This is a genomic window from Streptomyces sp. NPDC091649, assembly GCF_044756785.1.
Lineage (GTDB): Bacteria > Actinomycetota > Actinomycetes > Streptomycetales > Streptomycetaceae > Streptomyces.
Genome location: NZ_JBIVTR010000001.1, coordinates 449,047 through 475,082, shown reverse-complemented (window position 1 = coordinate 475,082; position 26,036 = coordinate 449,047). Strand labels below are relative to the sequence as shown.

The window sequence follows — 26,036 nt, the reverse complement described above, 5'->3', positions numbered from 1 at the left end:
CGGCAGCGCTGGACAGAGCGCCAGAGCGCCGGAACACACACAACGGAGAGCCGCGATGCGGAAGATACTCATAGTCGGAGCCGGCCAGTCCGGGCTCCAACTGGCCCTGGGACTGCAGTCCAGAGGCTACGAAGTCACCCTGATGTCCAACCGCACCGCCGACGAGATCCGCACCGGCCGGGTCATGTCGACGCAGTGCATGTTCGACACCGCGCTCCAGCACGAGCGGGACTACCAGCTGAACTTCTGGGAGTCCCAGGCCCCGAAGATCGAGGGCCTCGGCGTCTCCGTCGCCGCCCCCGACTCCTCGCGCGCCATCGACTGGGTCGGCAAGCTCGACGGGTACGCCCAGTCCGTCGACCAGCGCGTGAAGATGGCCGGCTGGATGGAGACCTTCGCCCAGCGCGGCGGGCAGCTCGTCATCCACGGGGCGGCCGTCTCCGACCTGGACTACTTCTCCCGCACCTACGACCTGGTGCTGGTCTCGGCCGGCAAGGGCGAGCTGGTCTCCATGTTCGGCCGGGACGCGGCCCGCTCGCCCTTCGACGCCCCGCAGCGCGCGCTGGCCGTCGCCTACGTCCACGGCATGGGCCCGCGCCCGGAGCACCCGGAGTTCGACGCGGTCCGGTGCAACCTGGTGCCGGGCGTCGGCGAGTTGTTCGTGATGCCGACGCTCACCACCTCCGGCCGCGCCGACATCCTCTTCTGGGAGGGCATCCCGGGCGGGCCGCTGGACGCCTTCCAGGGCATCAAGGACCCCTCCGAGCACCTCGCGAAGACGCTGGAGCTCATGGAGCGGTTCACGCCCTGGGAGTACGCCCGCGCCACCAGGGTCGAGCTGACCGACGCCAACGGCACCCTCGCCGGCCGCTACGCCCCCACGGTCCGCAAGCCGATCGGGCGGCTGCCCGGCGGCGGCCTGGTCCTCGGCGTCGCGGACGTCGTCGTGGCCAACGACCCGGTCACCGGGCAGGGCTCCAACTCGGCCTCCAAGTGCGCGAACGCCTACCTGGACTCGATCGTCGAGCACGGTGGGAAGGAGTTCGACGCCGCGTGGATGCAGTCCACGTTCGACCGTTACTGGCAGACCGCGCAGCACGTCACGAAGTGGACCAACGCGATGCTCGGCGTCCCGCCGGAGCACGTGCTGAACCTGATCGGCGCGGCCGGTCGGCTCCAGCCCGCGGCCGACCGCTTCGCCAACGGGTTCAACGACCCGGCGGACTTCGAGAACTTCTTCTACGAGCCCGAGAAGACCAACGCCTACCTGGCCTCGCTCACCGGCGCCTGAGCCGCCCACCGCTTCGGCGGCCGGACCCGCACCGCCGGTCCGGCCGCCGGGGTCCGTCGGCGCCGGCCCGGCCTACGGGGCGTCCGGTGCCGCGTCCGTCCCGTACCCGGTGTCCGCGCCGTCGCGCGCCCCCTCGGGCAGGTCCGGGAGCGTGTACGTGGAGAGCGGGGACCCGTCGGGGTCCGGCCGGACGGCCCCCAGCAGGGGGTTCGACGCCAGCGGCGAGACCTTGACCTTCGTGCCGGGGCGCGGGGCCTGCACCACCAGGCCGTTGCCGATGTACAGCGCGACATGGGTGGCCTTCGGGAAGTAGATCACCAGGTCACCGGGGCGCAGCGCGGAGACCGGCACCCTGCGCAGCCGCCGCCACTGTTCCTGCGAGGTGCGCGGGATCGCCCGCCCCGCAGCCGCCCAGGCCCGGGACGTGAGCCCGGAGCAGTCGAAGGAGTCGGGGCCCTCGGCCCCCCACACGTAGGGCTTGCCGATCTGCCGGACCGCGTACGCGACGGCGTCGCCGCCCTGCCGGGTGGGCGGCCGGGTGGAGCTGAGAGCCCCGGAGGCCACCAGTTCGCGCTGGGCCTCCTCCACGTCCCGCTGTTCGAGACCGGCGAGCTGGGCCAGCTGGTCCTCGGAGAGCGTGGCCAGCAGCCCCTCGACCTCCTTCAGCCTGACGCGCACGGCGTCGCGCTGCTTCTTCTGCCGGGCGGCCAGCTTCTTCTGCTGGTCCAGCGCTTCGCGGGAGGCGGCGGCCAGGGCGTCGGCCCGCCGGGCGGCGTCGGTCAGCCGGTCCACCGTCACCGCGCGGCCGGCGGCCAACCGCCCCACGACATGGCTCTGCTCCAGGGCCCGCTGGGGATCGCGGGCCAGCAGCAGCCGCAGGTACGCGGAGAACTCGGTATGCCCCTGGTACTGCTGCCGGGCCAGCCGCCCGGCGTCCCCACGTCCGGCCTCCAGCGCGGCCCGCGCCTTCGCCAGGTCCGCGTTCACCTTCTTCACCTGCGCGGTTTGCCGCTTCAGCTTCTCCGCGGTGGCGTTGTAGGTCTCGCTCGCCTCCTCCGCCGCCTGGTAGCGGGTCCGGAGCTCCCGCAGCAGGGCGACGACGCTCCGGGGCGCCTCGGGGGCACCGAGCGCGGTCCCGGCGTCGACCTCCGCCGCGTCCGGCTCGGCCGCCTCGGCGGGGTCCTCGTCGGCGTCCTCCGGGTCCGTGCCGGCCGTCCCGCCCGACTCCTCGGCGCGTGGGCCGGAGTCCTCGGACGGTACGGGGTCCGGCTCGGCCGGTGCGGCGGCGGCGGGGGAGACCGTAAGGGCCGCGGCCAGCGCGGCCGTGCAGACCGCGCGCAGGACTCTGCCTGACACGACATCACCTCCGTGACGGAGACGCGGCCCGGAAGCGGGCCCGTCCATAAATCGGCGAATCCGATCATCCGGTCACTCGGTGTCAGGTGATGCAAGCACCGCGCGGCGCGCCACCGGGGGATCCCCCGGACGGCGGTGGCAGGGGGCGGCGCCCCGGGGCCTCAGGCCACCGGGAAGGCGTAGAAGGATCTGTCCCGCTGGACGATGACGGTCTCCCCGACGGTGAGCGCCCGGTACGAAGCGCTCACCGTCGCCCCCTTCGGGTCGGCCGAGCCGATGTCCTGGAACTTCCACAGCCGCTCGCCGTCGGCCGCCGAGAACGCCGTCACCTGCACGGCGTCGGAGGCGATCAGGGTCTTCTCGCTGGCGCTCAGCGCGAGTGAGGGCGCGTTCCCGATGCCCGGCACCTCCGTGGAGCGCCGCCACACGAGCCGGCCGCTCTCCCGTTCCACCGCGCCGACCAGCCGGCTGCGCTCGGTGGTGTGGATCAGGGGCCCGGCGATCAGCGGCGTCCCGAACACCGAGCCGTCGCTCCCCTCGACGCGCCACAGCGGTTTCGTCGTGTCCGTCTCGAAGGCTTCCAGGTCCGTGCCGACCGCGGTGTACAGCGTCCCGTCCTCGTCGCCCACCGTGGCCGCGGCCGGGGAGGCCGCGCCGTACTGCTTGGTCCACAGCAGCTTGCCGGTCTTCTGGTCGAACGAGCGGAGGGAGCCCTTGCCCTTGGCCGCCTTCACCTCGGCGGCCGTCAGGGTGGTCGAGTCCTGCCGTACGAGGACGTCGGCCGAGCGCTCCACGACCACCCGGTAGGCGGGGGTGCCGGGGGCGCGGCCCGCGGGTACCGGGGCTCGCCACAGCTCCTCGCGCCGCACGATGTCGTACGCGAAGAAGTAAGCCTGGACGACCTCCTTGTCCTTGGCCTTCTTCTTGCCCTTCTTCGGCTTCGGGGCCTTTACGGTGACCGTGTGCGATCCGGTGAACCAGATGACCGGCCCGGAGTTCCCGGCCAGCCGTCCGACGGTGAGGCCCGGCAGGTCGGCGAAGGCGTCCGTGTAGCGCACGCGGTGGAGGACCTTGCCGTTCTTCGGCGACAGCCACAGGAACGCGGTCGGGCTCGCCACGAAGACCAGGTCGGCGCCCGCCGCCAGCGCGGCCTGCCCCTTCGCGGCGTCCGCGCGCTGCCACAGCCGCTTGCCGGTGCGCAGGTCCACGGCGCTGGCCTGGCTCTCGCTGGTCACCACGAGGAGCTCGTCCCGCCATACGGCGGTGGTGAGCGGGGAGGACTCGGAGGCCGGGTGCGCATAGATCCAGCGCGGCTCGGGGGCCTGGCCGGGGAGCGTACGGCGGGGCTTCGGCGCGGGTTTGCCGTCCGTCGCCGCCGCGGTGTCCCCGGACCCGAGCGCGGCGACGGTGCCGCCGCCCACGACCAGCCCGCCGACGGCCGCCGCCGCGATGGTCAGCAGGGTCCGGCGGCTTGTGGCGGGGCCGGGCGCCGGGGCCGGCGCCGGCGGCAGCGGCAACGACACCATCGGGCCGCCGCCGGGCCCGCCGAAGCCGGTGGCGCCGGCGGCCCCGGCCGGGAGCGTCGCGGCGGGGTACGGGGCGGGCCCGCCGTGCGCGGAGGCCGGCTGCCGCGGGTCGACGGGCGGCGCGGTCGGCATCGGTCCGGCCGCCGGGGCGGGGGCGGCGCCCGGCGACGCGGTGAGCTCACGGGGGACGGCCAGCTGGGTCGTCGCGCGGTCGGTCCGCGGCGGGCGCGACGCGGTGCCGGGGAACCGCGTGGCGCCCCGGTCCTCGCCGGTGTCTCCGTCGCCCGCGCCCGCCGACGCGGCGGGCGGCCGGGTCTCGGACGTTCCCGCCGGCGGCGCGGGGGCGTCCTCGGGGGGTGCGGAGGCTTCCACCGGCCGGGCGTCCTCCGGTTCCGGGGCCTTGGCCGGGACGGGTTCCAGGGACTTCTCCAGCGCCCCGGGCGCCTGCGGGCCGTCCCCGGCCTCCGGGGTCACCGCCGTCCGCCCGGTCTCCGCGGTCTCCTCCGGCGCCTCCAGGGCCAGGACCCGCGCCTCCTGCTCCGCGACCGCCTCCGCGAGCCGTTCGGGGAGCCAGCCGCCCCGGGCGAGGCCCGCCGCGCCCTCCAGGGCCAGTTCGGCGGCGACCGTGCCCGCGGCCGGCCGCCGGTCCGGGTCCTTCGCCAGACAGCTCGCGATCAGCTCGCGCAACGCTTCCGGTACGCCGTCGAGTTCGGGCTCGTCCCCGCCGATCCGGCGGGCGGCCTCTTCCGCCGGGCCGTCCGTGAACGGGGTCGTCCCGGTCGCCGCGTACGCCAGCAGCAGCCCCAGCACGAACAGGTCGGAGGCGGCGGAGACCTCCTTGCCCTCGATCTGCTCGGGCGTCAGATAGCCGAGCCGTACCGAGAGCTGGCCGCCCGGCCCGGCCTCCGCCGAGGCGGCGGCGCCGAGCGGCCCGAAGGCGGCGAGGCGGGGCCCGTCGACGGCGAGCAGCACCGTACCGGGGGCCAGCCCCTGGAGCACGGAACCGGCGGCGTGCACTCGGGAGAGGATCTCGGCGATGCCCGCGCCCAGGATCCGCAGCGCCCGCTCGGGCAGCGGACCGGTGATCCCGATCGCCTCGGCCAGCGGCAGCGCGGGGACGTAACCCGCCGCGGTCCACAGGGGGTCCGGCCCGTCCGCCGGGGTCTCCGGCTTTCCGTCGCTGTCCAGGGGCGGGCTCACCCAGCCGCCGGCGAGACGCTCCGCGGTGCGCGCCTCGGCCAGGAAGCGGCGGCGGAAGACCGGTACGGCGGCGAGTTCGGGGCGCGCGGCGGTGATGAGGGCCACCTCGCCGGAGGCGGTGTCCCGGGCCACGTACCGCACGGCGCTCGCGCCTTCGTCGAAGCGGGCCAGCGCGGTGAAGCGGCCGAAGCGGCGTGGATCGTCCTGACGCAGCGCCTCCATGGCGCACCCCCCTTGTGACCGTCCTCCGGTGACCGAGTGACCCGTCCGTCGGCACCTGACCGTCGATCTTAGGGCCTGCGCCCCACGGGCGGTCCGTCCGTCGCTCAGTCGCGGGCCGGGGGCTTGGACCAGGGCCACTTGAGGGTGCGGTGTTCACGGCCCCCGGGGGCGTACTCGTACACCCAGCCGCGCTGGAGCCCGAGCCGCCTGGTGTAGCCGGCGGGGACCCGCCGGTAGGCGTACACGGTGGCGGGGCCGCCGTCGGGGGAGGGCACCGGAACCTCGTACCACTTCGGTGGGTGGCCGGTCGGGCCGAGCAGGATCGGCAGGACCCGGCCGTCCAGGGGGCCGCCTCGGAAAGGGGTGTTCTCGCTCTTCACCCGGTCATTCTGACGCAGGGGACGCGGGCAGCAGGTGCGCCGCCTCCGCGAGGACCGGAATAACCCGCTCCGCCAGCCGCCCGGCCGGGCCGTCGGCCCTCTCCAGGGTCAGCAGGTGGTTCACCACCGCGGCCGTCTCCGGGTCGGTGGCGGCGGTCGCGGCGAGCAGGGCGATCAGGTGGTCGACCAGCCAGCCGCGCAGCTCGGCCGCATCCGGGCGCTTCCCGTCGTCCAGCCAGATCAGCGAGGCCGCCTCGACGGCCGCGATCCAGCTGCGCACCATCATCCGCAGCCTCGGCCCGGGGGGCTGCTTCCCGGCGCCCCCGATCCGCCCGAGGTGGCGCAGGATCTCGTCGGCCGCCGCCCGCCGGACCCCGTCCACGATCGTCGTCGTACGCGAGGTCTCCACGACGCTGCCACCGCGCAGCAGGGCGCTGAACCCGGTGTCGTGCTCGTCGACGAAGCGAAGATACCGGTCCAGGACCCGGGCGACCCGCTCGGTGGGCGGGCCCTGGGGCGGTTCGGTGAAGCACAGCGTCAGCTCGTCGGCCGCCGAGCCGAGCGCGGCCTCGTACAACTGCTGCCGCCCGCCCGGGAAGTAGCGGTAGACGAGCGGCCGGGACACCCCGGCCGCGACCGCCACCTCGTCCAGCGAGACCTCGTCGGGCGCCCGGTGCGCGAAGAGGCCGAGCGCGGCGAGCAGCAACTGGGCGCGACGCTCCTCGACACTGAGTCTGCGGTAGGTCGCCCGGGGCGGCGGGGCTGCGGTGGAGGTCATGCGACCGAGCCTAAGGCCACCGCCACCGGGCGCGGGGTCTCCCGTCCGCACGGCCTCAGGCCAGCAGACCGGAGCTTCGCCACAGCCGGCGGCCGACGCCGTTGAGCAGCCCGATGTCCTCGAAGAAGTCGGTGAGCCGCTTCGCGCCGGACTGCATGACCTCGGCGCGGTGGCCGCTCGCCCGCACCTGGGCGAGGGCCTCGCGGCGGTCCAGGCCGACGTTCTCGTACACCTGCGGGTTGACGAAGCAGGTGGAGAAGACGCGCGCCGCCTCGCCGCAGCTGACCTTGGTGAGCTCCCGCTCCCAGCGCGGGGCGGTCACGAGCTGGCGGCGCAGTTCCTCCCGGGCGTACCGGACGTGCCGGGCCTCCTCGATCACATGGATGCGGGTCACGCCGCGCACCAGGGTCTGCACGCGGTCGTCCGGGAAGGTCAGGCGCTGCATCCAGTCGAGGACCTCCTCGCCCAGCAGGGTCGCCGCGAACGAACCGGGGGTGGTCGAGACGGTCTTCAGGACCCGCGCCAGATTGTGGTAGACGCGCGGCACCGGGTACGTCGGGGCGCCGCTCCAGTCGATCATGCGGCCGAACATCATCGAGTGGCGGCACTCGTCGGCTATCTCCGTGAGCGCGTAGCGGACGTGGTTGCTGGTCACCGGCTTGTCGTAGACGTGCCGGACCAGCAGCTGCATCAGGATGATCTCGAACCAGATGCCGAGCGAGGCCAGAGCGGCCGCCTCGTGCCGGGACAGGTCCAGGCGCTGTTCCTCGGACATGCGGTCCCACATGGGGGTCCCGTACAGCGAGAGCAGTTCCGGCGGCCAGAACCACTGGCCCTCCTCGACGGCCGCGTTCCAGTCGAGTTCGGTGTCGGGGTCGAAGGAGTGCTTGGCCGAGGATTCGAGCAGCCGCAGGGCGACCTGCTCACGGTCGCGGAGCGGTCCGAGCGCGTCGCGGAGCACGGTCACATCGCGAGCGGTGACGGTCGTCATGGCGGAGCACCTCACGCAGGGGGCGGATCGGCAACGGGAGTTACCGGCGGTCACCTCTTATGAGACTGCCTGTCAGCAAGACCGTCAATCCCTTGTGCGCGACTTGTTGACCCGCTGTCTACCACCGTGTGAACCTGCCAGGGAGGCGGCCGGCGTGCGCGCTCAACCGCCTCGGGTGTCACGGAACTTGCCGGTCCAGACGATCCAGTCGAGGCGAAGGAGCCGTCCGTGTCCACACATGACCTCTACACCACCCCGCCCGCCGAACCGATCTGGCAGGTCCCCGCCACCGGAGCCGCCCGGTTCAGCTGGGACTACGACGACGGCCGCGAGCGCCTCCTCGCTCTCTACCAGAAGGGGAAGGACAAGCAGTGGGACGGCGCCAAGCGCATCGACTGGGCCCTGGAGGTCGACCCCGCCGACCCGCTCGGCACCCCCGACGAGGCGCTCACGCTGTACGGCACCCCGCACTGGGCGAAGATGACGGAGAAGGACCGGGGCGAGCTGCGCAAGCACTACACCTCCTGGCAGTTCAGCCAGTTCCTGCACGGCGAGCAGGGCGCGATGGTGTGCGCGGCGCGCATCGTGGAGTCCGTTCCCGACCTGGACGCCAAGTTCTACTCCGCCACCCAGACCATGGACGAGGCCCGGCACGCGGAGATCTACGGCCGCTTCCTGCACGAGAAGATCGGCATGCTCTACCCGGTCAACGACAACCTCCAGGGGCTGCTGGGCGACACCCTGCGCGACGCGCGCTGGGACATGCCCTACCTCGGGATGCAGGTCCTGATAGAGGGCCTGGCGCTGGCCGCCTTCGGGATGATCCGCGACACCACGACCAAGCCGCTGCCCAAGCAGATCCTCGCGTACGTCATGCAGGACGAGGCCCGGCACGTCGCCTTCGGGCGGATGGCGCTGCGCGACTACTACCAGCAGCTCAGCGACGCCGAACTCCGCGAGCGCGAGGACTTCGTCATCGAGGGCTGCTACCTGATGCGCGACCGGCTCAGCGGCGTCGAGGTCCTGGAGAACTTCGGCATCGGCAGACAGGAGGCGAAGGACCTCTCGGAGCACTCCGAGTACCTCCAGCTCTTCCGCAAGCTCCTGTTCGGCCGGATCGTCCCGTGCGTCAAGGACATCGGCCTGTGGGGCCCCCGGCTCCAGAAGGCGTACGTCGACATGGGCGTCCTCGAACTCGGCGACTCCGATCTCGACCTGCTGATGTCCCAGGACGAGGAGATAGCCGAGGAACTGGACCGCGAGCGGTTCGCCGCCGAGGAGCAGGCCCGGGTGGCGGAGGTCGCTGAGGCGATCGGGGAGGGAGCGGCCGACGCGGCGTGAAGGGGGCGGCGGGGCGCGGCGGCCCGGCAGCCGATCGGTGAAGGTCCGGCCCGTTCGGGCGCACCCGCCCGAACGGGCCCGTTAAGGGATGTACGCCGCCGGGCCCGGGGGCCACGATGCGGGTATGACGACGAACCCGCCCGCAACCACCGCCGCCGGTCCCGCCGCCGCCCGCCGCAGTCTCGAAGCCCTCGCGCTCGGCGACGCCTTCGGGGAGCGCTGGTTCCCGCTCTTCCGCGAGCCCCGGCAGGCCCTGAACGAGATCCGCGCCCGCCGTGTCCCGCAGGAGCCGCACTGGCACTGGACCGACGACACCGCGCTCGCGCTCGCACTGCACCGCTCCCTCGACGAGCACGGGCAGGTCGACCAGGACCACGTGGCGCTCGGCTACGCCCTCGCCTTCGACGCCGACCAGGCCCGCGGATACGGCCACGGCATGCACCTCCTGCTGCCCCGGCTGCTCGTATCCCCGGCCGACTGGCGCACCCTGGCCCCGGAACTCTTCGAGGGCGGCAGCCTGGGCAACGGTGCGGCCATGCGCGTCGCACCGCTCGGGGCCCGTTTCCACGAGGACCTGGTCCACGTCGCTGGGCAGGCCGCGCTCTCGGCGGAGGTGACCCACGCGCACCCGGACGGCATCGCGGGCGCGGTGGCCGTCGCGGTGGCGGCGGCGCTGTCGGCGCGCGGAGAACTGACGCTGGACGCGGTCGCGGACCGGACACCGCGGGGGCCCGTGCGCGACGGGGTGCTGCGCGCGGCGCGGACGCCGTTCACCACCGAGCCGTGGAAGGCCGCGGACCTCCTCGGCAACGGACAGCGCATCCGCGCCGACGACACGGTGCCGTTCGCGCTGTGGACGGCGGCCCGTCACCGGGGCGACCTGGAGGCGGCGCTGTGGGCGACCGCGGAGGGCCTCGGAGACGTCGACACGACGTGCGCCATCACGGGGGGCGTGGTGGGGGCGGCGACCGGAACAGCCGGTGTCCCGGAGGAGTGGCTGCGCAGGCGCGAGCCGTTGGGATGAGGGGGCCGGGCCGCCGCCGGTCGTGGCGGTGGCCGGTGGCCGCGGGCCCCGAACGACGGCGGCCCGGGCCACGGAGGGCTGTGCGACGGCTGCCCGCGTCACGGCTGCCCGCGCGGCGGTCGCGTGCGCCACGGCGGTCGCGTGCGTGACCGCCGTCCGCGGTACGGCCGTCCTCCGGGGCCGGTCCGGGCCGATGCTCTCGATACCGATACCGATACCGATACCGGCCGCTTCGAAATTCCGTTCGCAAACGTGTCGTACCGTGAGGCCATGACCACCCCGCCACACCCGCCGCAGGGCCCGTACGGGCCGCCGTCCCCGCCGCACTCCTACGGCCCGCCGTCGGCCGCGCCGGGGCCCGCGCCGCACCAGCCGCCCTACGGCTACCCGCAGCAACCGCCCCCCGTCCCGCCCCAGCAGGGCGGCTGGGGCATGCCCGGCGGCGAACCGGGGGCGTACGGCGGCTGGCCGCCCCAGGCTCCCCGGCCCTCGCGCGGAAAGCGGACCGGGCTGATCGTCGGGGTCGCGGTCGGCGCCGTGGTGGTGGCGGGCGGGATCGTCTTCGGCGTCACCCAGCTCGCCGACAAGGGCACCGACCTGGTGTACCCGAAGGCGGAGTACGAACTCACCGTGCGGCAGCAGCTCCTGGACGGCGAGTTCCGTCTGGGCCAGGACCTGTCGGACACCGAGGGCCAGGAGATCGAGGACACCCCCGACCCCAGCATCCGGGACGCCGAGGCGGTCGTCGCGCACTACGCCTCGTCCAAGGGCGGCGCCCTGGTGCTCTCCGGGATGCACGGGCGGCTGGCCGGCCCGGAGTTCATGCGCGGCGAGATCATGAAGGGCGCGGCGACCGCCGACGGCGCGAAGCTCGTCGTGCCCGCCAAGGAGTTCACACCCGAGGGGTCCGACGTCACGATCGAGTGCCAGGTCGTGCGGTCGAACGAGTCGGGCGGTGTCGTGAACATCCCCATGTGCGCCTGGGGCGACGACAACACCGCCGCGATGGTCGCGCTGATCCGCCCGGCGACCGTGCTCGAGGACGCCGGCTCCGTGGACCTGACCGCCGCGGCGGCGGAGACGGCCGAGGTCCGCGAAGAGGCCCGCAAGCCGATCGGCTGACCGCCCGACGGCCCGTCACGCCCTCCATTTCCCGGAGGCCAAAGGTCCCGGAGTCCTCAAGCCCCGGAGCCCAAAGGTCCCGGAGTCTTCATGTCCTGGAGCCTCAACGCCCCGGAAGCCGTCGGGTTCCCGGGGTCGTTCGAGCCCTGGGGGGGTCCGGGGCGTTCGCCCGTCAGGACCTGCTCGCGGCGGGCGGCTCGGGCGCGGGCGGCAGGGAGTCCTCCACCGCGCGGGCGGCGGCGAGCAGCCGGACGTCCGCGCCGCGCGCCGCCGCCAGCTGGAGCCCCACCGGGCAGCCGTCCGCGGTGAATCCGGCGGGCAGGCTCGCGGCGGGGTGGCCGCTCAGGTTGAACGCCCAGGTCAACGCCGTGGAGTAGAGGTCCCCCGGGCCGTCGTGACCGTGCGGCCGGTTCGGTGTGGCCGGGGTCAGGAGCAGGGCTTCACCGGCGAGGACGGCCTCCAGCCGCTCGTCGTTCGTCCGCCGCACCCGCACCGCCTCCGGGTCGTCCGGCGATCCGCCCCGGACGGCCGTCCAGGCCCCCGCCGGGTCGAGCAGCCCGGCGTCGCGCTCCAGCAGGCGTACGGTGCCCGCCGCGACGAGCCGGTCCACCGCCGCCCGGACGACGGCCGCCACCTCGGGGTCCACCTCGGCGTAGCCGAGGTCCTCGCTGTACACAGCGAGCAGCGGTCGCGACGGAGGCCGTGCCGGCGCCGGTGGCCGAGTCGCCGGCAGCGGTGACGGTGTCACCGGCTGTACCGGCGGCGCACCGCCGTCCAGCACATGGCGCAGACACGGCTCCGCCGCCGCCGCCGACCGGGCGAGCACCCCGGCCGCGGCCAGCCCGGACCGGTCGGGGGAGGGGAGCAGCCCGTTCGTCGTCTTCAGCCCGAACACCCCGCACCAGGCGGCCGGAATGCGGACCGACCCCGCCCCGTCGCTGCCGGTCGCCAGCACCACCATCCCCGCCGCCACCGCGACCGCCGACCCGGCCGACGAGCCGCCCGGAGTACGGTCCGCCCGCCACGGGTTGACCGTACGGCCGTGCGCGCCCCGGCCCCAGGTCTGCCAGTGGGCGCCGGGCCCGGGCACCGAGGTCGCGCCGACCGGGACCCCGCCCGCCGCGACCAGCCGGCGGGCCGCGAAGGACCGCTTCCCCCAGGGCCCCTTCACCGCGAACGGCAGCCCGCCCAGCGGGAGTCGCCGCGCCAGGGTGTCGCGTTCCCGGGCGAGCGCCTCGTCCGGCCAGACTTCGATGAACGCGTGCAGCGCCGCATCCAGCCGGTCGATCCGCTCCAGGGCCCGCGCCACCGCCGAGTTCGTCCGCGTCATGGGCCCAGTCTGCCGGTGCGCCCGCCCGGAGGCCCGGGCGTGCTCCCGCACGGAGGCAGGAGGCGTGCTCCCGCACGGAGGCTGGAGGCGTGTGCCCGTACGGGGGCAGGAGGCGTGTGCCCGTACGGGGGCAGGAGGTGTGCGCCCGCACCGGGGTGCCGGCGTGCGCGCTACTCCTCCTCCAACGCCTCCACCAACGCCGCCTCCATGACGGCCCGCGCGATCGGGGCCGCGCTGCCGCCGCCGCTGATGTCGGCCCGGTCGGCGGAGGCGTCCTCCACGACCACGGCCACCGCGACGGCCGGGCGGCCGGAGCCGGGCGCCTGGGCCCAGGAGATGAACCAGGCGTACGGCAGGCCCGAGTTGTCGATGCCGTGCTGGGCGGTACCGGTCTTGCCGCCGACCTTCACCCCGTCGATCGCCGCGTTCGACCCGGTGCCGTTCTCCACCACGTCGACCATCATCCGCTGGAGCTGCACGGCCGTCGACGGGCTCATCGCCCGCTCGTACGGGCGGGATCCCTCCCGCCGGACCGTGTCCCCGTCGTTCGTGGTCACCCGGTCCACCAGATGCGGACGGCGCAGGTCCCCGCCGTTGGCCACCGCCGAGGCGACCATCGCCATCTGGAGCGGGGTCGCCGTCGTGTCGAACTGCCCGATCGAGGACTGGGCCAGCTGGTCCTCGCTCATCTCCGTGTCGAAGTTGCTCTTCGCCACCCCGGACGGAACGCGCAGCCCGGTGTCGTTGAAGCCGAACCGCTCCGCCGCCTCCACCATCCCCTCCAGGCCGACCCGCACCCCCAGATGGGCCATCACCGTGTTGCAGGAGATCCGGATCGCATCGGCCAGGGACGCCTTCTCGCAGCCGCTCGCCTCGTCGGGAAGGGTCGTCCGCGTGCCGGGCAGCACGTACGGCGACGGGGTGTCGGTGGGGGCGTCCGCGTCCGTCACCGCCCGCGAGTCCAGGGCCGCCGCCGCCGTCACGATCTTGAAGGTGGAGCCCGGCGGGTAGGTCTGCCGGATGGCCCGGTTGAGCATCGGCAGGCTCGTGGACGCGTTCAGCCGGGCCCACGCGTCGGTCACCGAGGAACCGGTCCCGGACAGCCGTTCGGGGTCGTACGACGGGGTCGAGACCAGGGCCAGGATCTCGCCCGTCGACGGGTCCAGCGCCGCGACCGCCCCTCGCCGCCCGCTCAGCCCGTCGTACGCGGCCCGCTGCACCGACGCCCTGACCGTGGTGACGACGTCGCCGCCCGGCTGCCGGCCCCGGGTGAACTCGTTCCAGAACGGCAGCGGCGCCAGCAGCGCATCGGTGCCGGACAGCACGGAGTCCTCGGCGTGCTCGATCAGCGTGGTGCCGTACGTCTGCGAGGCGTAGCCGGTCACCGGGGCGTACAGCGGACCGTGCAGATAGGTGCGCTCGAAGCTGAGCTGCTCGCCGGTCTCCCTGTTCCCGGTCACGGCCCGGCCGTCGACCAGGATGTTGCCGCGCGGCTGGTCGTAACGGGCGATGGTGTTGCGGCGGTTGGCCGGGTTGTCGTCCAGCTCGTCGGCCTCGAAGAGCTGGACGCGGGCCGCGTTGACGAGCAGAGCCACCAGCAGCAGCAGGCAGAAGGCGGCGGCCCGCCGGATGTAGCGGATCACCGGTCCTCCTGCGGGGTCGTCGCGATGACGCCCGTCTCGGCCTGTTCCGGGTGGGGTCGCCGCGAGACGTCGCTGACCCGGATCAGCAGCGCCACGATGATCCAGTTGGTGACGACGGACGAGCCGCCCTGCGCCAGGAACGGCATCGCCATACCGGTCAGCGGGATCAGTCCCATCACCCCGCCCGCGATCACGAACACCTGGAGCGCGAGGATCGACGCCAGGCCGATGGAGAGGAGCCGCCCGAACGGATCGCGCAGAGCGAGTCCGGCCCGGTAACCGCGTGCCACGAGCAGCGCGTAGAGGAGGAAGATCGCGGTCAGCCCGCTCAGGCCCAGCTCTTCGCCCGCGGTCGCCAGGATGAAGTCGGACTTGGCGGCGAAGCCGATCAGGATGGAGTGGCCCGCGCCGAGCCCGGTCCCGAGCATCCCGCCCGCGGCGAACGCGAACAGCGACTGGGCGAGCTGGCTCGGCCCCCGCCCCGCCTCGATCGAGGCGAACGGGTCCAGCCAGTCCTGCACCCGACTGTGGACGTGCGGTTCGAAGGAGCCGACGACGAAGGCCCCGACGGCGGCCAGAAGCAGGCCGACCGCGATCCAGCCGGTCCGGCCCGTCGCCACGTACAGCATGATGACGAAGAGCCCGAAGAACAGCAGCGAGGTGCCGAGATCGCGTTCCAGCACCAGCACCCCGACGCTCAGCAGCCAGATCGCCACGATCGGCCCGAGCACCCGGCCGGCCGGCAGTTGCAGCTTCCCCACCGTGCGGCCGGTGTACGCGAGCGCGTTGCGGTTGGCGGCCAGGTAGGCGGCGAAGAACACCGCCAGCAGGATCTTCGCGAACTCTCCGGGCTGGAAGGACAGTCCGCCGACCCGGATCCAGATCTTCGCCCCGTTCACCGCCGGGAAGAAGATCGGCACGATGAGCAGTCCGAGCGCCGCGGCCTCCGAGAGGTACGCGTACCGCTGGAGCACCCGGTGGTCGCGCAGCAGCACCACCACGGCGGTGAACAGCGCGACGCCGAGCGTGGACCAGACGAGCTGGGTGGGCGCGGCCTGGTCCCTCGGGGTCTCCAGATCGAGCCGGTAGATCAGCACCAGGCCGAGGCCGTTGAGCAGGACGGCGATCGGCAGCAGCAGCGGATCGGCGTACGGGGCCCGGAAGCGGACCGCGACATGGGCGAGCAGCGCGAGCGTGCCGAGGCCGGCGCCGTACCCGGCGACGTCGGGGGGCACGGCGCCGTCGTGGGTGAGGCCGACCGCCGCGTAGCCGAGGACGGAGATCAGGACGCCCCCGACGAGAAGGGCGAGCTCCACCCCGCGCCGTTTGGGCAGGCGTAGCTCGGGCGGGGGAGTGTCCGCCGTCGTTGCGGTCATGCTCCGCAACGTAGCAAGAGGTGCGCGCTATTTGCCTTATGTCGCACCTTGCTCATGTCAGTGCCCGCCCGGGCGTGCGCCCGCCCGCGGGGCTCACGGCGGCGGGGCCGGGCTCCACGGGCGGGCGGGTGTGCGGGTGACGGCAGGTCAGCACCACTGCGGCGCGGCGCCGATGTTCTCGATGTAGCGGGCCGAACCCCACGCCCAGGTGCCGTCCGAGAGCAGGTACCAGCGGTTGTTGCCGTCGACGTTGTCGCCCGTGGTCTTGCAGAAGATGCTGACCACCGTGCCGTATTCGACCGAGCCGACGATGCGGCTGCTGCGGGTCGGCCTGTCACGGAGCAGCAGGTACGGCTTGGCGATGACGCGTCCCTTGTAGGTCCGCTTGGGCGCCTGGGGGCGTGCCTGCCCCTGCTTCTGCGCCTCCTGGCGGGCCTCCTTCTGCTGCGCCTCGTGCTCGCGCTGCAGGGCCGAGGCGGAGAGCTCGTCGGACGCCGGCTCCGGAGCGGTGGCCTCCGCGCGCTGTCCGACGGGCTGGGGGTCGGCCGCCAGAGCGGCGGGCGCGGCGGCCGTGAGCGCCGCGAGCGTGCCGGTGGCCACGCAGAGACCGAGCCGGCGGAGCCGCGAGGGGCGGGACAGGGGGGACATGCTGCCTCCATACGATGAGGAAGGGGACCGTGGGGGACACGAGCTGAGCTCGTGCTGACGACGCTAGGTTCGCCACTCGCGGTCCGCAACGCGTCACGTTGGGTGAGGTGCGTTCCTCGTTGAGCCGTCCGGGTCGTCCGTGCTCGGCGGACCCCCGTCGCGACCGGGATTCCCGTCGGAATCACCGTCGTCGAGGCGGACGTACTCCGGCAGGGTCATCCGGGCGAGCGCCCCGCCGTCCGGCGGATTCTCGAAGTCCAGCCGGGCGCCGATGACCCCGGCCTGACCGAGGGCGATGGTCAGCCCCAGCCCGTGGCCCTTGCCCGCGCCGTCCGTGCGGAACCGCTGCGGACCGCTCTCCAGCAGATACGCCGGAAACCCCGGGCCGTGGTCGCGCACGGAGATCACCGCGCCGTCGACGCTCAGCACCACCGGAGGGCCGCCGTGCCGGTGGGCGTTGGCCACCAGGTTGCCGATGACCCGCTCCAGGCGCCGCCGGTCGGTCTCCACCCGGGCCGCGCGCCCCACCCGCACCTCGGTGTCGGTGCCCGACGCCCGGACGACCCGCTCCGCCACCGGCACGAGATCGTGCACGGCGAGGTCGACCTGCTCGGTCCGGGCGTCCAGGCGGGAGATCTCCAACAAGTCCTCCGTCAGCGCCCGCATCGCCCGCACCCGGTCGCGCACCAGCTCCGCCGGGCGGCCCTGCGGCAGCAGCTCCGCGGCGGCCGACAGGCCGGTCAGCGGGGTGCGCAGCTCGTGCGCCACGTCGGCGGTGAACCGCTGCTCGGCCTGGAGCTTGCGCTGGAGGGTCGAGGCCATGGTGTCGAGCGCGCCCGCCACGATCGCCACCTCGTCCTGGGCGCGGAGCGGGCGCGCGGTCCGGGGGTCGCCCACCCGGGCGTCGAGATCGCCCGCGCTGATCCGGCGGGCCACCCGGGCGCTCTGGTGCAGCCTGCGGGTCACCCGGCCGACGGCGAACAGGCCGACGAGCAGGGTCGCGGCGATGGCCAGCAGCGAGGAGCCGATGATCGCCCGGTCCAGCCCGGCGATGGTGCGGGCGCTGTGGCTGTAGTCCGTCCAGGTGGCCAGCGCCCGCCCGTCCGCCGGGCCCGCCGCCCACATGGCGGGGCCGCCGCGCCCGTCCGGGTCGCCCGGCCGGCGCGGTCCCGCCGCGACGACGGTGCCCCGCTCACCGCCCGCGGCCAGGGCGCGCAGCGAGGCGGGCAGACCCGGCGGATCGATGCCGGACCCCGGGGGCAGCGGCTCCCCGGCCTCGTACGCGTCGGTGACCACCTCCAGCCGGCTCAGCGTCTTCTCCCGGGCCTGTTCGACCGTCTGCCGGGTGACCGCCGTGTGCACCAGGAAGCCGAGGAGGGCGGCCAGGGTGCAGCACATGGCGGTCAGGAAGACAGCGGACTTCCAGGCGAGGCTCGCGGTCCAGGAGGGCGAGCGGAACCGGTGCCGCCTCATCGCGCTCCCGCCGAGGACGCCGGGGACGCCGGGGACGCCGAGGACGCCGGGGACACCGGGGACTCCGGGGAGGGCTTCGGGGCCCTCCGGTGCTCGGGCGTCCGCAGGATCTCGTCCCGGGTGGGCAGCATCGCGCCCTGCCGGTCGTCCCAGGACCACGCCGTGCGGTACTCGTACCCCGGGATCACCGAGGGAGCCCGCATGATCAGGTCCCGGCCCGCCAGCTCCACGCTGATGACGGCGTCGTAGGTGGACATGATCCGGGTCAGCCGCCCCCGGTCGGGCATGTAGACGCGCAGGGCGAGCTGCCGGTCGGGCATCCGGATGCCGAGGACCAGTTCGTCCCTGCCGTCCCCGGTCAGGTCGCGGTAGTACGGCGGGAGGACCGGGCAGTCGTCCGGAGCGGTCCGGCACGCCTCGATCCGCCGGACCGTGGCATCCGGCAACTCGTCCAGGCCGCTGTCCCGCTCGGTCTTCGCCTTGAGGCCGGCCTGCGCCACGGCCACCGGATCCAGCCGCCGCACATCGCCGCCGGTCACCCGGATCCCCGGGATCAGCGCGGTCTCGCCCTCCCCGTAGTCGTACGGCGCGGAGGAGGCGGGCGGCAGATCCGGCCAGAGGCTCTGGGGCTCGACGGCCGACGGTGCGTCCCCCGCGCTCTCCAGCCCGCCCGCCGCGCCGCAGCCGGCCGCCAGGGCGAGCACGGCGACGGCGGTCACGGCGCTACGGGCCGCCCTCGCGACGCGGTGCGGAAGCACGGCTCGCCTCCTCTTCGACGACAGCGGTTTCCCACCCGGAGCGGACACGCACGGGCGGTTCCGGCCTCGCGGCCCCGTGCGGCACCACACGCTCACAGGAGCACGGAGAAGAGGGCCGGTCGGCGGGCCGGGGCGGCCGGGAAGCGGGAGAAGCCGTGCGGCCCGGGCGGCGGAGGCCGCCGGGTCAGCGCTGGTACGGGTTCCCGGGCGGGGTGAAGCCGGGCTGCTGCGGGGCCTGGCCGTGGGCGCCGCCGTCCTGTCCGCCGGCGGCCTGGGCGAGCAGCTGATCCGCCTCCTCCTCGGGTATCTGCCGCTCCCCGCCGCAGAACGTGCACTGCGTGGCGTACTTCGTCGAGAACGGGAACAGCGGGACGAAGAACAGCGTGAACTTCGTGACCCGCTTGCGCAGGGTGTGCGCGGCCGGATTGCCGCACCAGCCGCACACCATCGTCAGGATGGCCAGCTGGTGGAGGTAGCCCTTGGTACCGAAGATGATCATGCCGTGGTTCCTTTCCCCGTCCCCCGCAGTGCCCGTCGGCACAGCGCCAGGAGCTTCTCGTCCTCGTGGATGTCATGACTGCCGTACCCGCCGTCCATCGCGTTGTGACGGCGTACGGAGGCGAGTTCGCTCCGCAGGACGTGTGCTGCGGCCGACCCCTCCGGGACCGGCCCCATCCTTGCCACGCATTCTGCCACCCGGACCCGGACCTGGCGGCTCCGCTCCCAGTCGGCGAGCAGGGCTTCGGTGGTCTCCCGTGTCCGGCCGGACACCTCCCACAGCGCGATCGCCGCGTCCACGCGCAGCCACAGCTCCTCGTGCGCCAGCAGTCCGCGCAGCCGCGGCGCGACCACGGCGGCACGCGGCCCGAGGGCCCCCAGCGCCACCGCCGCCGCCCGCCGGTCGTGCACCTGGTCGGACTGGAGCCCCTCGATCAGCACCGGCAGCACGGCCTCGGTGTCCCCGGAGACGGCCCACAGCGCCTCGGCCGCCTCCGTCGCGGCGGGCGTCCCCGGGCGGCGGATCAGCGCCCGCAGCTCCGGGACGGCCTCCCGGGCGGCGGGTCCGAACGAGCCCAGCGCCCGCAGCGCCGCCGTACGCAGCCACTCGCCCCGGTACTCCGGAGCCCCGCGCAGCACCCGCAGCACCTCGGGGGCCGCCTCGCCCGCCCGCAGCCCGGTCAGCCCCGCCAGCAGCGGGCTCGCCCGGTCGTAGGCCCGCTCGTCCAGCTCCACTTCGGCGAGCCTGCGCCGCAGCGCCCCGGCGAGCGGCCGGGCCGCCTCCCCGAGGTGGCTCACCGCGAACCCCACGTCGTGCGCCACCTGGGGCAGCTCCAGCGCCGCCGCGAGCGCGGGCACCGCACGGGCGTCACCCAGGCGCGCCAGCGCCTTCACGGTGGAGCCGAGCCCGGGCGGACCGCTCGCCCAGGACTTCACCCAGCCCCCGGGATCGGCGGCCAGCCGGGCGGCCAGGGCGTCCGCGGCGGGCTCGGCCAGGCCGAACAGCTCCTCCAGCACATGGGACGCGGCCTCGGCCAGCCGGGGCTCGGGGTCGGACAGCTGGTCGCCGACGAGCGCCACCAGCTCATCGTAGGGGCCGCGCCAGGCCCGTATCAGCCCACCGCTCATCCGTACGGCGTCGATGCGCTGCCGGCGGTCGGGGCTGCGCAACTGGTCGGCGAGCAGCGCCGTGCGGTCGCCCACCCGGTCGTCGAGGCCGACGTGCAGGGTGCGCAGCAGGTCCGCGGCCCACGGGGCGCCGTGCCCGGCACTCTCCTGGGCGGACAGCGACCGCAGCCGGCCCACGAGCGTCGGCGTCGCGACCTGGTCGCCGCGACGGGGCTCCGCCGCGGTCACGGGCTCCGGATCCATCGGCTCGGCGTCAATCGGCTCGGCGTCCACCGGCTCGGGGTCCATCGGGTCGGGACCCGCCGGCTCCGGGGCCACCGGCCCGGAGTTCATCGGGTCGGGGTCCGTCGGGCCGGAGTCCGTCAGCCCGGGGGCCGTCGGGTCAGGAACCACCGTCTCCGGCTCCGTGCCGACCGGCTCCGTGGGGACCGGACCCGTGCCGACCGGCTGCGCGGGGGCCGGACCCGTGCCGACCGGGCCCGGGCCCAGGGGCTCCCGCTCAGGGTCCACCGGCTCCGCGGCCGGGCGCGGCCCGGGGCCCGGCTCGGCCCTGTCCCGCGGTGCGTCCCCCTCCGCGGCGTACTCCTCCGGCGACGCGCGCATCTCGCGCAGCAGCCCCGAGACCACCGGCACCACATCGCCGGGCAGCCCGTCGGGCGAACAGCGCGCCAGCTGGGCGAGGGCCGCGAGCCGCAGCCCCGGGGAGTGCGCCCGGGACGCCAGCCGGCCCAGCCACTCCGCGACCCGCCCCGCCAGCGGCCGGTGCCGCAGCGCGACCCGCCCGGCCGCCTCCACGAGGGCGAGCCGGACCTCCTCGTCGGGCTCCACCGGCAGCCGCTCCCGCAGCAGCGCGAGCACCCGCACGGGATGCCGGTGCAGCGTGGCGAGCGCCAGCGGGGCCGCGAGCCGCACCCCCGGGTCCTCGTCGGCGATCAGCTCGAAGAACACCCCCGCGCCCGCGGTGACCGCGGCCGCCGCCATCGCGTAGTTCGCGGCGCCCTCGATCTCGTCCTCGTCGATCTCCGCCTCGTCGTCCTCGTCGAGGTCGAAACCGCCGATGCTGGTGAGCAGTTCGACGACGCTGCCCCGGTCCTGCACCTCCGGGTCCACGGCCAGTTCGAACAGGAACGGGATGCACGCGAGCGTGCACGCGTACACATCGCCCTGGTGATGCACCGCGCCGTACATGCCGTCGAGTGCCGCCTCCCGCTCCGCCGGATCGTCGGAGGCCAGTCCCCGCAGGAGCTCCGGCACGTCGTCGGCAGGCCCGTAGGCATGCTCCATCGAGGCCCAGTCGACCTCGTCGATCCCCGAGAACACGCCATCCCCTCCCCACGATCACGACAGCGCCCGGACCGGCGCACCCCGGGCGCGCCCCTGTCCGTCACACCCCTCCCGGCGCGCCCTGTAGAAAGCGCCTGCGCAGAGTGTGCACCACCGGTCCGACAATCCACCCGCCACTTGTGGCCTTTCCTCGGGCCGTGACGAGGTCATGACCCGGTCAAGACGATTCGGCTGTGCGGTCCCTGTGTGCGGCGGGTCTCCACGGGCGGAGGAGCGCCGTCACGCCGGCAGCGGGCGGCCCTGCTCCGGATCGTTCAGGGGGGCGAGCAGATCGCCGTGCAGGTCCAGCCGGGCGGCCATGTCCTGGGCGCGGAACACCAGGTCCCCGGCCTCCCGGCACCCCCTGATCTCCTCCCAGGTGACCGGGGCCGACACGGTGGGTTCGGGCCTGGCGCGCAGGGTGTAGGGCGTGGCGGTCGTCTTCGACGCGGAGTTCTGGCTGAAGTCGACGAAGACCTTGCCCGGCCGCAGGGAGCGCTTCATCCGGTGCAGGGCCAGCCCCGGAAGGGCGGCCTCCGCCTCCACGGCCACCCGCTTGGCGTACGCGGACGCCTCGTCGGACGGGACCGGCTCCAGCGGCACCAGCAGATGCAGCCCCTTGGACCCGGACGTCTTCCCGTACGCGACCAGCCCGTCGGCGGCGAGACGCTCCCGCAGCCAGAGAGCCACCGCGCAGCACTCCACGACGGTCGCGGGGGAGCCGGGGTCAAGGTCGAAGACCATCCGGTCGGCGATCTCCGGCGCGTCCGTGCGCCACTGCGGGGTGTGGAACTCCACCACCAGGTTGGCCGCCCACATCAGGGAGGCCAGATCCCCCAGGACCACCTGCCGGGCGGCCGGGTCCTCGCTCCGGGGAACCGGGGTGGTGGCCACCCAGGCGGGCGTGCCGGGCGGCGGGTTCTTGGTGAAGAAGAGCTGGCCGCCCGGCCCGTCGGGGTAGCGCAGGAAGGACACGGGGCGGTCCCGCAGATGCGGCACGATCACCCCGCCCGCGGTGGCCGCGTAGTAGTGCAGCACCTCGCCCTTGGTCGTCCCGCCGGCCGGATACAGGACCTTGTCCAGATTGCTGAGCGAGACCCGTCGCCCCTCCACCTCGGTGATCGGCGTCATACGATAAGAGTCACACGAAAACGGGCCAAAGTGTGCTCAGGCGTTCTGGGTGGCTGAAGGGCGCTCCACGGTCGACAAGGGGTGAACGGTGAGGTCCATATGGAACGGCGCCATCTCCTTCGGGCTGGTCAGCATCCCGATCAAGCTGATCAACGCCACCGAGAACCACTCGATCCACTTCCGCCAGATCCACCTCGCAGACGGTGGCCGGATCCGGTACCGCAAGGTCTGCGAAGTGGACGAGGAGGAGGTCGCGAGCGGTGAGATCGGCAAGGCGTACGAGGACGCCGACGGCACGATGATCCCGATCACCGACGAGGACCTCGCCCAGCTCCCGCTGCCCACGGCGAAGACGATCGAGATCGTCGCGTTCGTGCCGGCGGACCGGATCGACCCGCTCCAGATGGACACGGCGTACTACCTCTCCGCCAACGGTGTCCCGGCCGCCAAGCCGTACACCCTGCTCCGTGAGGCGCTCCAGCGCAGCAACAAGGTCGCCGTCGCCAAGTACGCCCTGCGCGGCCGCGAACGGCTCGGCATGCTGCGCGTCGTGGACGACGTGATCGCCATGCACGGCCTTCTGTGGCCGGACGAGATCCGCGCCCCCGAGGAGGTCGCCCCGGACGGCGACGTCACGGTCCGTGATGCCGAACTCGACCTGGCGGACGCCCTCATGGACACGCTCGGTGGGGTCGACATGGACAGCCTCCACGACGACTACCGGGAGGCCGTGGAGGAGCTGATCGCAGCGAAGGCCGCCGGCGAGACCGTGCCCGCGGCCCCGACCGAGGACGGCGGCGGCAAGGTCATCGACCTGATCGCCGCCCTGGAGAACAGCGTGCGGGCGGCCAGGAAGTCCAGCGGCGAGGAGGGCGCCGAGACGGAGGCGCAGGAAGAGGGCGACGGCGACATGGCCGACGTCCATCCCATCAAGAAGACGGCTTCGCGGACGTCCGGTACGTCGTCCGGGGGCGCCTCGGACACGTCGTCCGCCTCCGCCTCGTCGTCCGGGAAAGCCGCGAAGAAGACGACGAAGACCACGCACCGCACTCCGACCGGCAAGACCGTCACCCGCTCCGGCAGCTCCACGACGAAGAAGCCGGCCCCCAAGTCCACCGGCACGAAGAAGTCCACGTCGACGGCGAAGAAGTCCGGCGCCGGCGACGGGAGCAGCGGGAGCCGAACGGCGGCGAAGAAGAGCACCGCGAAGAAGAGCACGGCGGAGAAGAGCAGGGCGGAGAAGGGCACGGCGAAGAAGCAGTCGTCGTCGACCGGTGGCGCCGCGGCGAAGAAGACGGCATCCTCGTCCTCCCGCAAACGCGCCTCGGCCTGACAACGGCCGTGGCTCGACGTCGACAAGCCCCGACGTCGACATGAGGTGACGACGACATGACGACATGGCGACGTGGCCCGACTGAGAACGTACAACTGCGTCCTGACCGTGCCGTGCACGGCTGTCGTACGGCCGCCGTACGCTACGTCCCATGAGCGAAGAGGCCCCCTCGGGACGGGTGATCGACGGTCGTTTCACGCTGGTGGAGCGGCTCGGCAGCGGTGGCATGGGCATGGTCTGGCGGGCCCGTGACGAGGCGCTCCACCGCGATGTCGCCCTCAAGGAGGTACGGCCCCCGGACCCGGCGCTCGCGGAGTACGACCCCGAGGGCGCCCGCACCCTGCGCGCTCGGGTGCTGCGCGAGGCCCGCGCCCTGGCCCGCGTCGACCATCCATGCGTGGTCACCGTCCACCACATCGTCGACCCCGGCGAGGACGGCTACCCGTGGATCGTGATGGAACTGGTGGCCGGCCCCTCCCTGCACGACCGGCTCGCCGCAGGGCCCATGGAGCCCGCCGGGACGGCCGCACTCGGCCGCGGCATCCTCTCCGCCCTCCGCGCCGCCCACGCCTCCGGCATCCAGCACCGCGACGTCAAGCCCGCCAACGTACTGCTGCGCCCCGACGGCCGCCCCGTCCTCACGGACTTCGGCATCGCCGCCATCCGCGAGTCGACCAGCCTCACCATGACGGGCGCCCTCATCGGCTCGCCCGACTACATAGCCCCCGAGCGCATCCGGGGCACCGAGGGCGACCCGTCCTCCGACCTCTGGTCGCTCGGCATGCTGTTGTACGTCGCCGTCGAGGGCCGCCACCCGCTGCGCCGGGCCACCACCCTGGCCACGCTGGCCGCCGTGCTCGACGAGGAGATCCCGCCGCCGGTACGGGCGGGGGCCCTCGCCCCGGTGCTGAGCGCGCTCCTCACCCGGGACATCCCGGCCCGCCCGGACGCCGAGGCCCTCGACCGGATGCTGGCCCGGGCCGCGTCGGACACCGGCGGGAGCCCGGCCCCGACGCCCACGGAGCCCGTACGGCATCGCCCCGCCTCCGCGCGCCCGGCGGCCTCCGCGCACCCCGCATCCGTGCACGCGACGCCCACGCAGACGGTGTCCGGGCCTCCGACCGGGCCGAGACCCGGGCAGCCGCCCGCACCCGACGGGAAGCCGCACACCGCCTCGTCCACCCCGTCCACCCCGTCCGCCTCGTCCGCCTCGGACTTCGGGGCCGCCGCGTCCGGCGTGCCGCACGACCGCGTCCCGACGGGGCACGGCCTCCCGTCGTCCGCTGCCACACCCGCACCGGGCGACCCCGGCCGACAGATGGTCACCGGTCCTCCCGCTGCCCCGGAAGAGCGCCGAGACCGCTCCACACTCCTCTACCGGCCGCTCGCCATCTCCTCGGCCGCCATCGCCGCCGTGGTGGTGGCGGGCGTCATCCTCTGGACGGTCGGTCCGTTCTCCTCCAACGGTTCCGACAGCGACGACCGCCCCCGTGACACGGTGAGCACGCCGTCGGCAGACGGGACACCCTCGTCACCGGGTTCCGCGCCGGCATCGGAGCCGGCCGCCGACGAGGACGGGCCGGAGGTTCCGGGAAGTCTGCTGACCCCGAAGGGGGCACGGGCGGTGATCAAGGCGCTGACGCCCCTCATGGGCGGGACGAAGGTCACCGGCTTCACCCTCTTCGACGAACACGCCTCGGCCGAGGCGCCGCTGAAGTCCAACTCCGCGCTGTACGACCGCTTCAGCTATCGCGAGGGCAGGGCCAGGAACGACGAGACGGGCGGCACGCTGATGCCGAGGGACACGACGGTCGACCTGGACTCCGTCGACTGGGACGCGCTGCCCGCCCTGCTGAAGACGGCGGAGAAGACGCTCAACATCCCGGAACCGGAAAGCCGTTATGTGATCCTGGACCCCTCGTCCCCCTTCCACGACGACCGCCCGGTGCTGCGCGTCTACGTCTCCGACTCGCACGGCGGCGCCCATCTCACCGCGGAACTGGACGGCCGGGTCATCGAGAAGAGCCCGCGCCCCAAGGGCTGAGCACCGGCCGCAGCGGGTCCGGGATCAGCGGCAGGTCCAGCCCGAACGGACCCCGTTCGATGGCATAGGTGCAACGCCGTACACCCGGGAGTTCGGTCGTCCGGGGCCTCCGTGCGGCAG

At 74.0% G+C, this 26,036-nt stretch carries 20 protein-coding genes; 6 read left to right on the top strand and 14 right to left on the bottom strand.

The genetic code is table 11. The features are described from left to right. Positions 1-55: 55 nt before the first annotated feature. The gene (locus tag ACIQMU_RS02030; RefSeq protein ID WP_352238184.1) at positions 56-1,291 is read left to right on the top strand and encodes a styrene monooxygenase/indole monooxygenase family protein; all 1,236 of its coding nucleotides are present in this window, start codon (positions 56-58) and stop codon (positions 1,289-1,291) included. A gap of 72 nt (positions 1,292-1,363) precedes the next feature. Here the strand turns inward: ACIQMU_RS02030 and ACIQMU_RS02025 are convergent, their stop codons facing one another. The 5 genes from ACIQMU_RS02025 to ACIQMU_RS02005 all read right to left on the bottom strand — a co-directional run bounded on the left by ACIQMU_RS02025 (position 1,364) and on the right by ACIQMU_RS02005 (position 7,744). Further along, positions 1,364-2,647: an NlpC/P60 family protein gene (locus ACIQMU_RS02025; RefSeq protein WP_402688057.1), complete on the bottom strand. Its 1,284-nt coding sequence runs from the start codon at positions 2,645-2,647 to the stop codon at positions 1,364-1,366. 161 nt (positions 2,648-2,808) lie between these two features. Beyond that, positions 2,809-5,595, bottom strand: a complete 2,787-nt coding sequence (locus tag ACIQMU_RS02020) for a PQQ-binding-like beta-propeller repeat protein (RefSeq protein WP_402688056.1) — start codon at positions 5,593-5,595, stop codon at positions 2,809-2,811. A gap of 104 nt (positions 5,596-5,699) precedes the next feature. Then, a complete protein-coding gene (locus ACIQMU_RS02015) occupies positions 5,700-5,975 on the bottom strand; it encodes a hypothetical protein (protein WP_352238187.1) in 276 nt (91 codons plus the stop codon). A 4-nt stretch (positions 5,976-5,979) separates the two neighbouring features. Further along, the gene (locus tag ACIQMU_RS02010; RefSeq protein ID WP_352238188.1) at positions 5,980-6,753 is read right to left on the bottom strand and encodes a TetR/AcrR family transcriptional regulator; all 774 of its coding nucleotides are present in this window, start codon (positions 6,751-6,753) and stop codon (positions 5,980-5,982) included. Between the two features lie 55 nt (positions 6,754-6,808). Then, entirely contained in the window at positions 6,809-7,744 is a 936-nt protein-coding gene (locus ACIQMU_RS02005) for a diiron oxygenase (RefSeq protein ID WP_352238189.1), read from the bottom strand. A gap of 228 nt (positions 7,745-7,972) precedes the next feature. Between ACIQMU_RS02005 and ACIQMU_RS02000 the strand changes: the two genes are divergently transcribed. The 3 genes from ACIQMU_RS02000 (at position 7,973) to ACIQMU_RS01990 (ending at position 11,231) form a co-directional block, all read left to right on the top strand. Continuing rightward, entirely contained in the window at positions 7,973-9,085 is a 1,113-nt protein-coding gene (locus ACIQMU_RS02000) for a ferritin-like domain-containing protein (protein ID WP_356731364.1), read from the top strand. 124 nt (positions 9,086-9,209) lie between these two features. Continuing rightward, positions 9,210-10,109, top strand: coding sequence for an ADP-ribosylglycohydrolase family protein (locus ACIQMU_RS01995; protein WP_352238191.1), 900 nt, complete (start codon positions 9,210-9,212; stop codon positions 10,107-10,109). A gap of 270 nt (positions 10,110-10,379) precedes the next feature. After that, entirely contained in the window at positions 10,380-11,231 is an 852-nt protein-coding gene (locus ACIQMU_RS01990) for a hypothetical protein (protein ID WP_402688055.1), read from the top strand. A gap of 172 nt (positions 11,232-11,403) precedes the next feature. Here ACIQMU_RS01990 and ACIQMU_RS01985 read toward each other — a convergent pair whose 3' ends face one another. The 9 genes from ACIQMU_RS01985 to ligD all read right to left on the bottom strand — a co-directional run bounded on the left by ACIQMU_RS01985 (position 11,404) and on the right by ligD (position 22,539). Further along, complete coding sequence (locus ACIQMU_RS01985; protein WP_352238193.1) at positions 11,404-12,561, bottom strand: amidase family protein; 1,158 nt, start codon at positions 12,559-12,561, stop codon at positions 11,404-11,406. Positions 12,562-12,731: 170 nt separating this feature from the next. Beyond that, positions 12,732-14,204: a penicillin-binding protein 2 gene (locus tag ACIQMU_RS01980; protein WP_352238194.1), complete on the bottom strand. Its 1,473-nt coding sequence runs from the start codon at positions 14,202-14,204 to the stop codon at positions 12,732-12,734. Beyond that, positions 14,201-15,580, bottom strand: a complete 1,380-nt coding sequence (locus tag ACIQMU_RS01975) for an FtsW/RodA/SpoVE family cell cycle protein (RefSeq protein WP_402688054.1) — start codon at positions 15,578-15,580, stop codon at positions 14,201-14,203. The genes ACIQMU_RS01980 and ACIQMU_RS01975 overlap by 4 nt, the downstream gene beginning before the upstream one ends. A gap of 147 nt (positions 15,581-15,727) precedes the next feature. Next, complete coding sequence (locus ACIQMU_RS01970) at positions 15,728-16,228, bottom strand: SH3 domain-containing protein (protein WP_352238196.1); 501 nt, start codon at positions 16,226-16,228, stop codon at positions 15,728-15,730. Positions 16,229-16,321: 93 nt separating this feature from the next. After that, complete coding sequence (locus ACIQMU_RS01965; protein ID WP_402688053.1) at positions 16,322-17,701, bottom strand: ATP-binding protein; 1,380 nt, start codon at positions 17,699-17,701, stop codon at positions 16,322-16,324. Next, the gene (locus ACIQMU_RS01960; RefSeq protein ID WP_402688052.1) at positions 17,698-18,459 is read right to left on the bottom strand and encodes a hypothetical protein; all 762 of its coding nucleotides are present in this window, start codon (positions 18,457-18,459) and stop codon (positions 17,698-17,700) included. The genes ACIQMU_RS01965 and ACIQMU_RS01960 overlap by 4 nt, the downstream gene beginning before the upstream one ends. 184 nt (positions 18,460-18,643) lie before the next feature. After that, positions 18,644-18,958: a zinc-ribbon domain-containing protein gene (locus tag ACIQMU_RS01955; RefSeq protein ID WP_352238199.1), complete on the bottom strand. Its 315-nt coding sequence runs from the start codon at positions 18,956-18,958 to the stop codon at positions 18,644-18,646. Continuing rightward, positions 18,955-21,405 carry a HEAT repeat domain-containing protein gene (locus ACIQMU_RS01950; protein ID WP_352238200.1) on the bottom strand — a complete coding sequence of 817 codons (2,451 nt, stop codon included), beginning with the start codon at positions 21,403-21,405 and terminating at the stop codon, positions 18,955-18,957. Before ACIQMU_RS01950 ends, ACIQMU_RS01955 begins: the two co-directional genes overlap by 4 nt. Positions 21,406-21,648: 243 nt before the next feature. Continuing rightward, entirely contained in the window at positions 21,649-22,539 is an 891-nt protein-coding gene (ligD, locus tag ACIQMU_RS01945) for a non-homologous end-joining DNA ligase (RefSeq protein WP_352238201.1), read from the bottom strand. 88 nt (positions 22,540-22,627) lie between these two features. On the opposite strand from ligD, the gene ACIQMU_RS01940 reads away from it, so the two are divergent. After that, entirely contained in the window at positions 22,628-23,872 is a 1,245-nt protein-coding gene (locus tag ACIQMU_RS01940) for a Ku protein (protein WP_402688051.1), read from the top strand. 151 nt (positions 23,873-24,023) lie between these two features. Beyond that, positions 24,024-25,916 (top strand): protein kinase, encoded by a 1,893-nt coding sequence (locus tag ACIQMU_RS01935; RefSeq protein ID WP_402688050.1) that lies wholly within the window; start codon positions 24,024-24,026, stop codon positions 25,914-25,916. The last annotated feature ends 120 nt before the right edge of the window (positions 25,917-26,036 follow it).

Excerpts from the sequence above, each read along its gene's own strand:
- ACIQMU_RS02005 (WP_352238189.1), bottom strand. The coding sequence starts at position 7,744 with ATGACGACCGTCACCGCTCGCGATGTGACCGTGCTCCGCGACGCGCTC.
- ACIQMU_RS01975 (WP_402688054.1), bottom strand. The coding sequence starts at position 15,580 with ATGACCGCAACGACGGCGGACACTCCCCCGCCCGAGCTACGCCTGCCC.
- ACIQMU_RS01935 (WP_402688050.1), top strand. The coding sequence starts at position 24,024 with ATGAGCGAAGAGGCCCCCTCGGGACGGGTGATCGACGGTCGTTTCACG.
- ligD (WP_352238201.1), bottom strand. The coding sequence starts at position 22,539 with ATGACGCCGATCACCGAGGTGGAGGGGCGACGGGTCTCGCTCAGCAAT.
- ACIQMU_RS01995 (WP_352238191.1), top strand. The coding sequence starts at position 9,210 with ATGACGACGAACCCGCCCGCAACCACCGCCGCCGGTCCCGCCGCCGCC.
- ACIQMU_RS01985 (WP_352238193.1), bottom strand. The coding sequence starts at position 12,561 with ATGACGCGGACGAACTCGGCGGTGGCGCGGGCCCTGGAGCGGATCGAC.
- ACIQMU_RS01970 (WP_352238196.1), bottom strand. The coding sequence starts at position 16,228 with ATGTCCCCCCTGTCCCGCCCCTCGCGGCTCCGCCGGCTCGGTCTCTGC.
- ACIQMU_RS01990 (WP_402688055.1), top strand. The coding sequence starts at position 10,380 with ATGACCACCCCGCCACACCCGCCGCAGGGCCCGTACGGGCCGCCGTCC.
- ACIQMU_RS01955 (WP_352238199.1), bottom strand. The coding sequence starts at position 18,958 with ATGATCATCTTCGGTACCAAGGGCTACCTCCACCAGCTGGCCATCCTG.
- ACIQMU_RS02010 (WP_352238188.1), bottom strand. The coding sequence starts at position 6,753 with ATGACCTCCACCGCAGCCCCGCCGCCCCGGGCGACCTACCGCAGACTC.
- ACIQMU_RS02020 (WP_402688056.1), bottom strand. The coding sequence starts at position 5,595 with ATGGAGGCGCTGCGTCAGGACGATCCACGCCGCTTCGGCCGCTTCACC.
- ACIQMU_RS01965 (WP_402688053.1), bottom strand. The coding sequence starts at position 17,701 with ATGAGGCGGCACCGGTTCCGCTCGCCCTCCTGGACCGCGAGCCTCGCC.
- ACIQMU_RS02030 (WP_352238184.1), top strand. The coding sequence starts at position 56 with ATGCGGAAGATACTCATAGTCGGAGCCGGCCAGTCCGGGCTCCAACTG.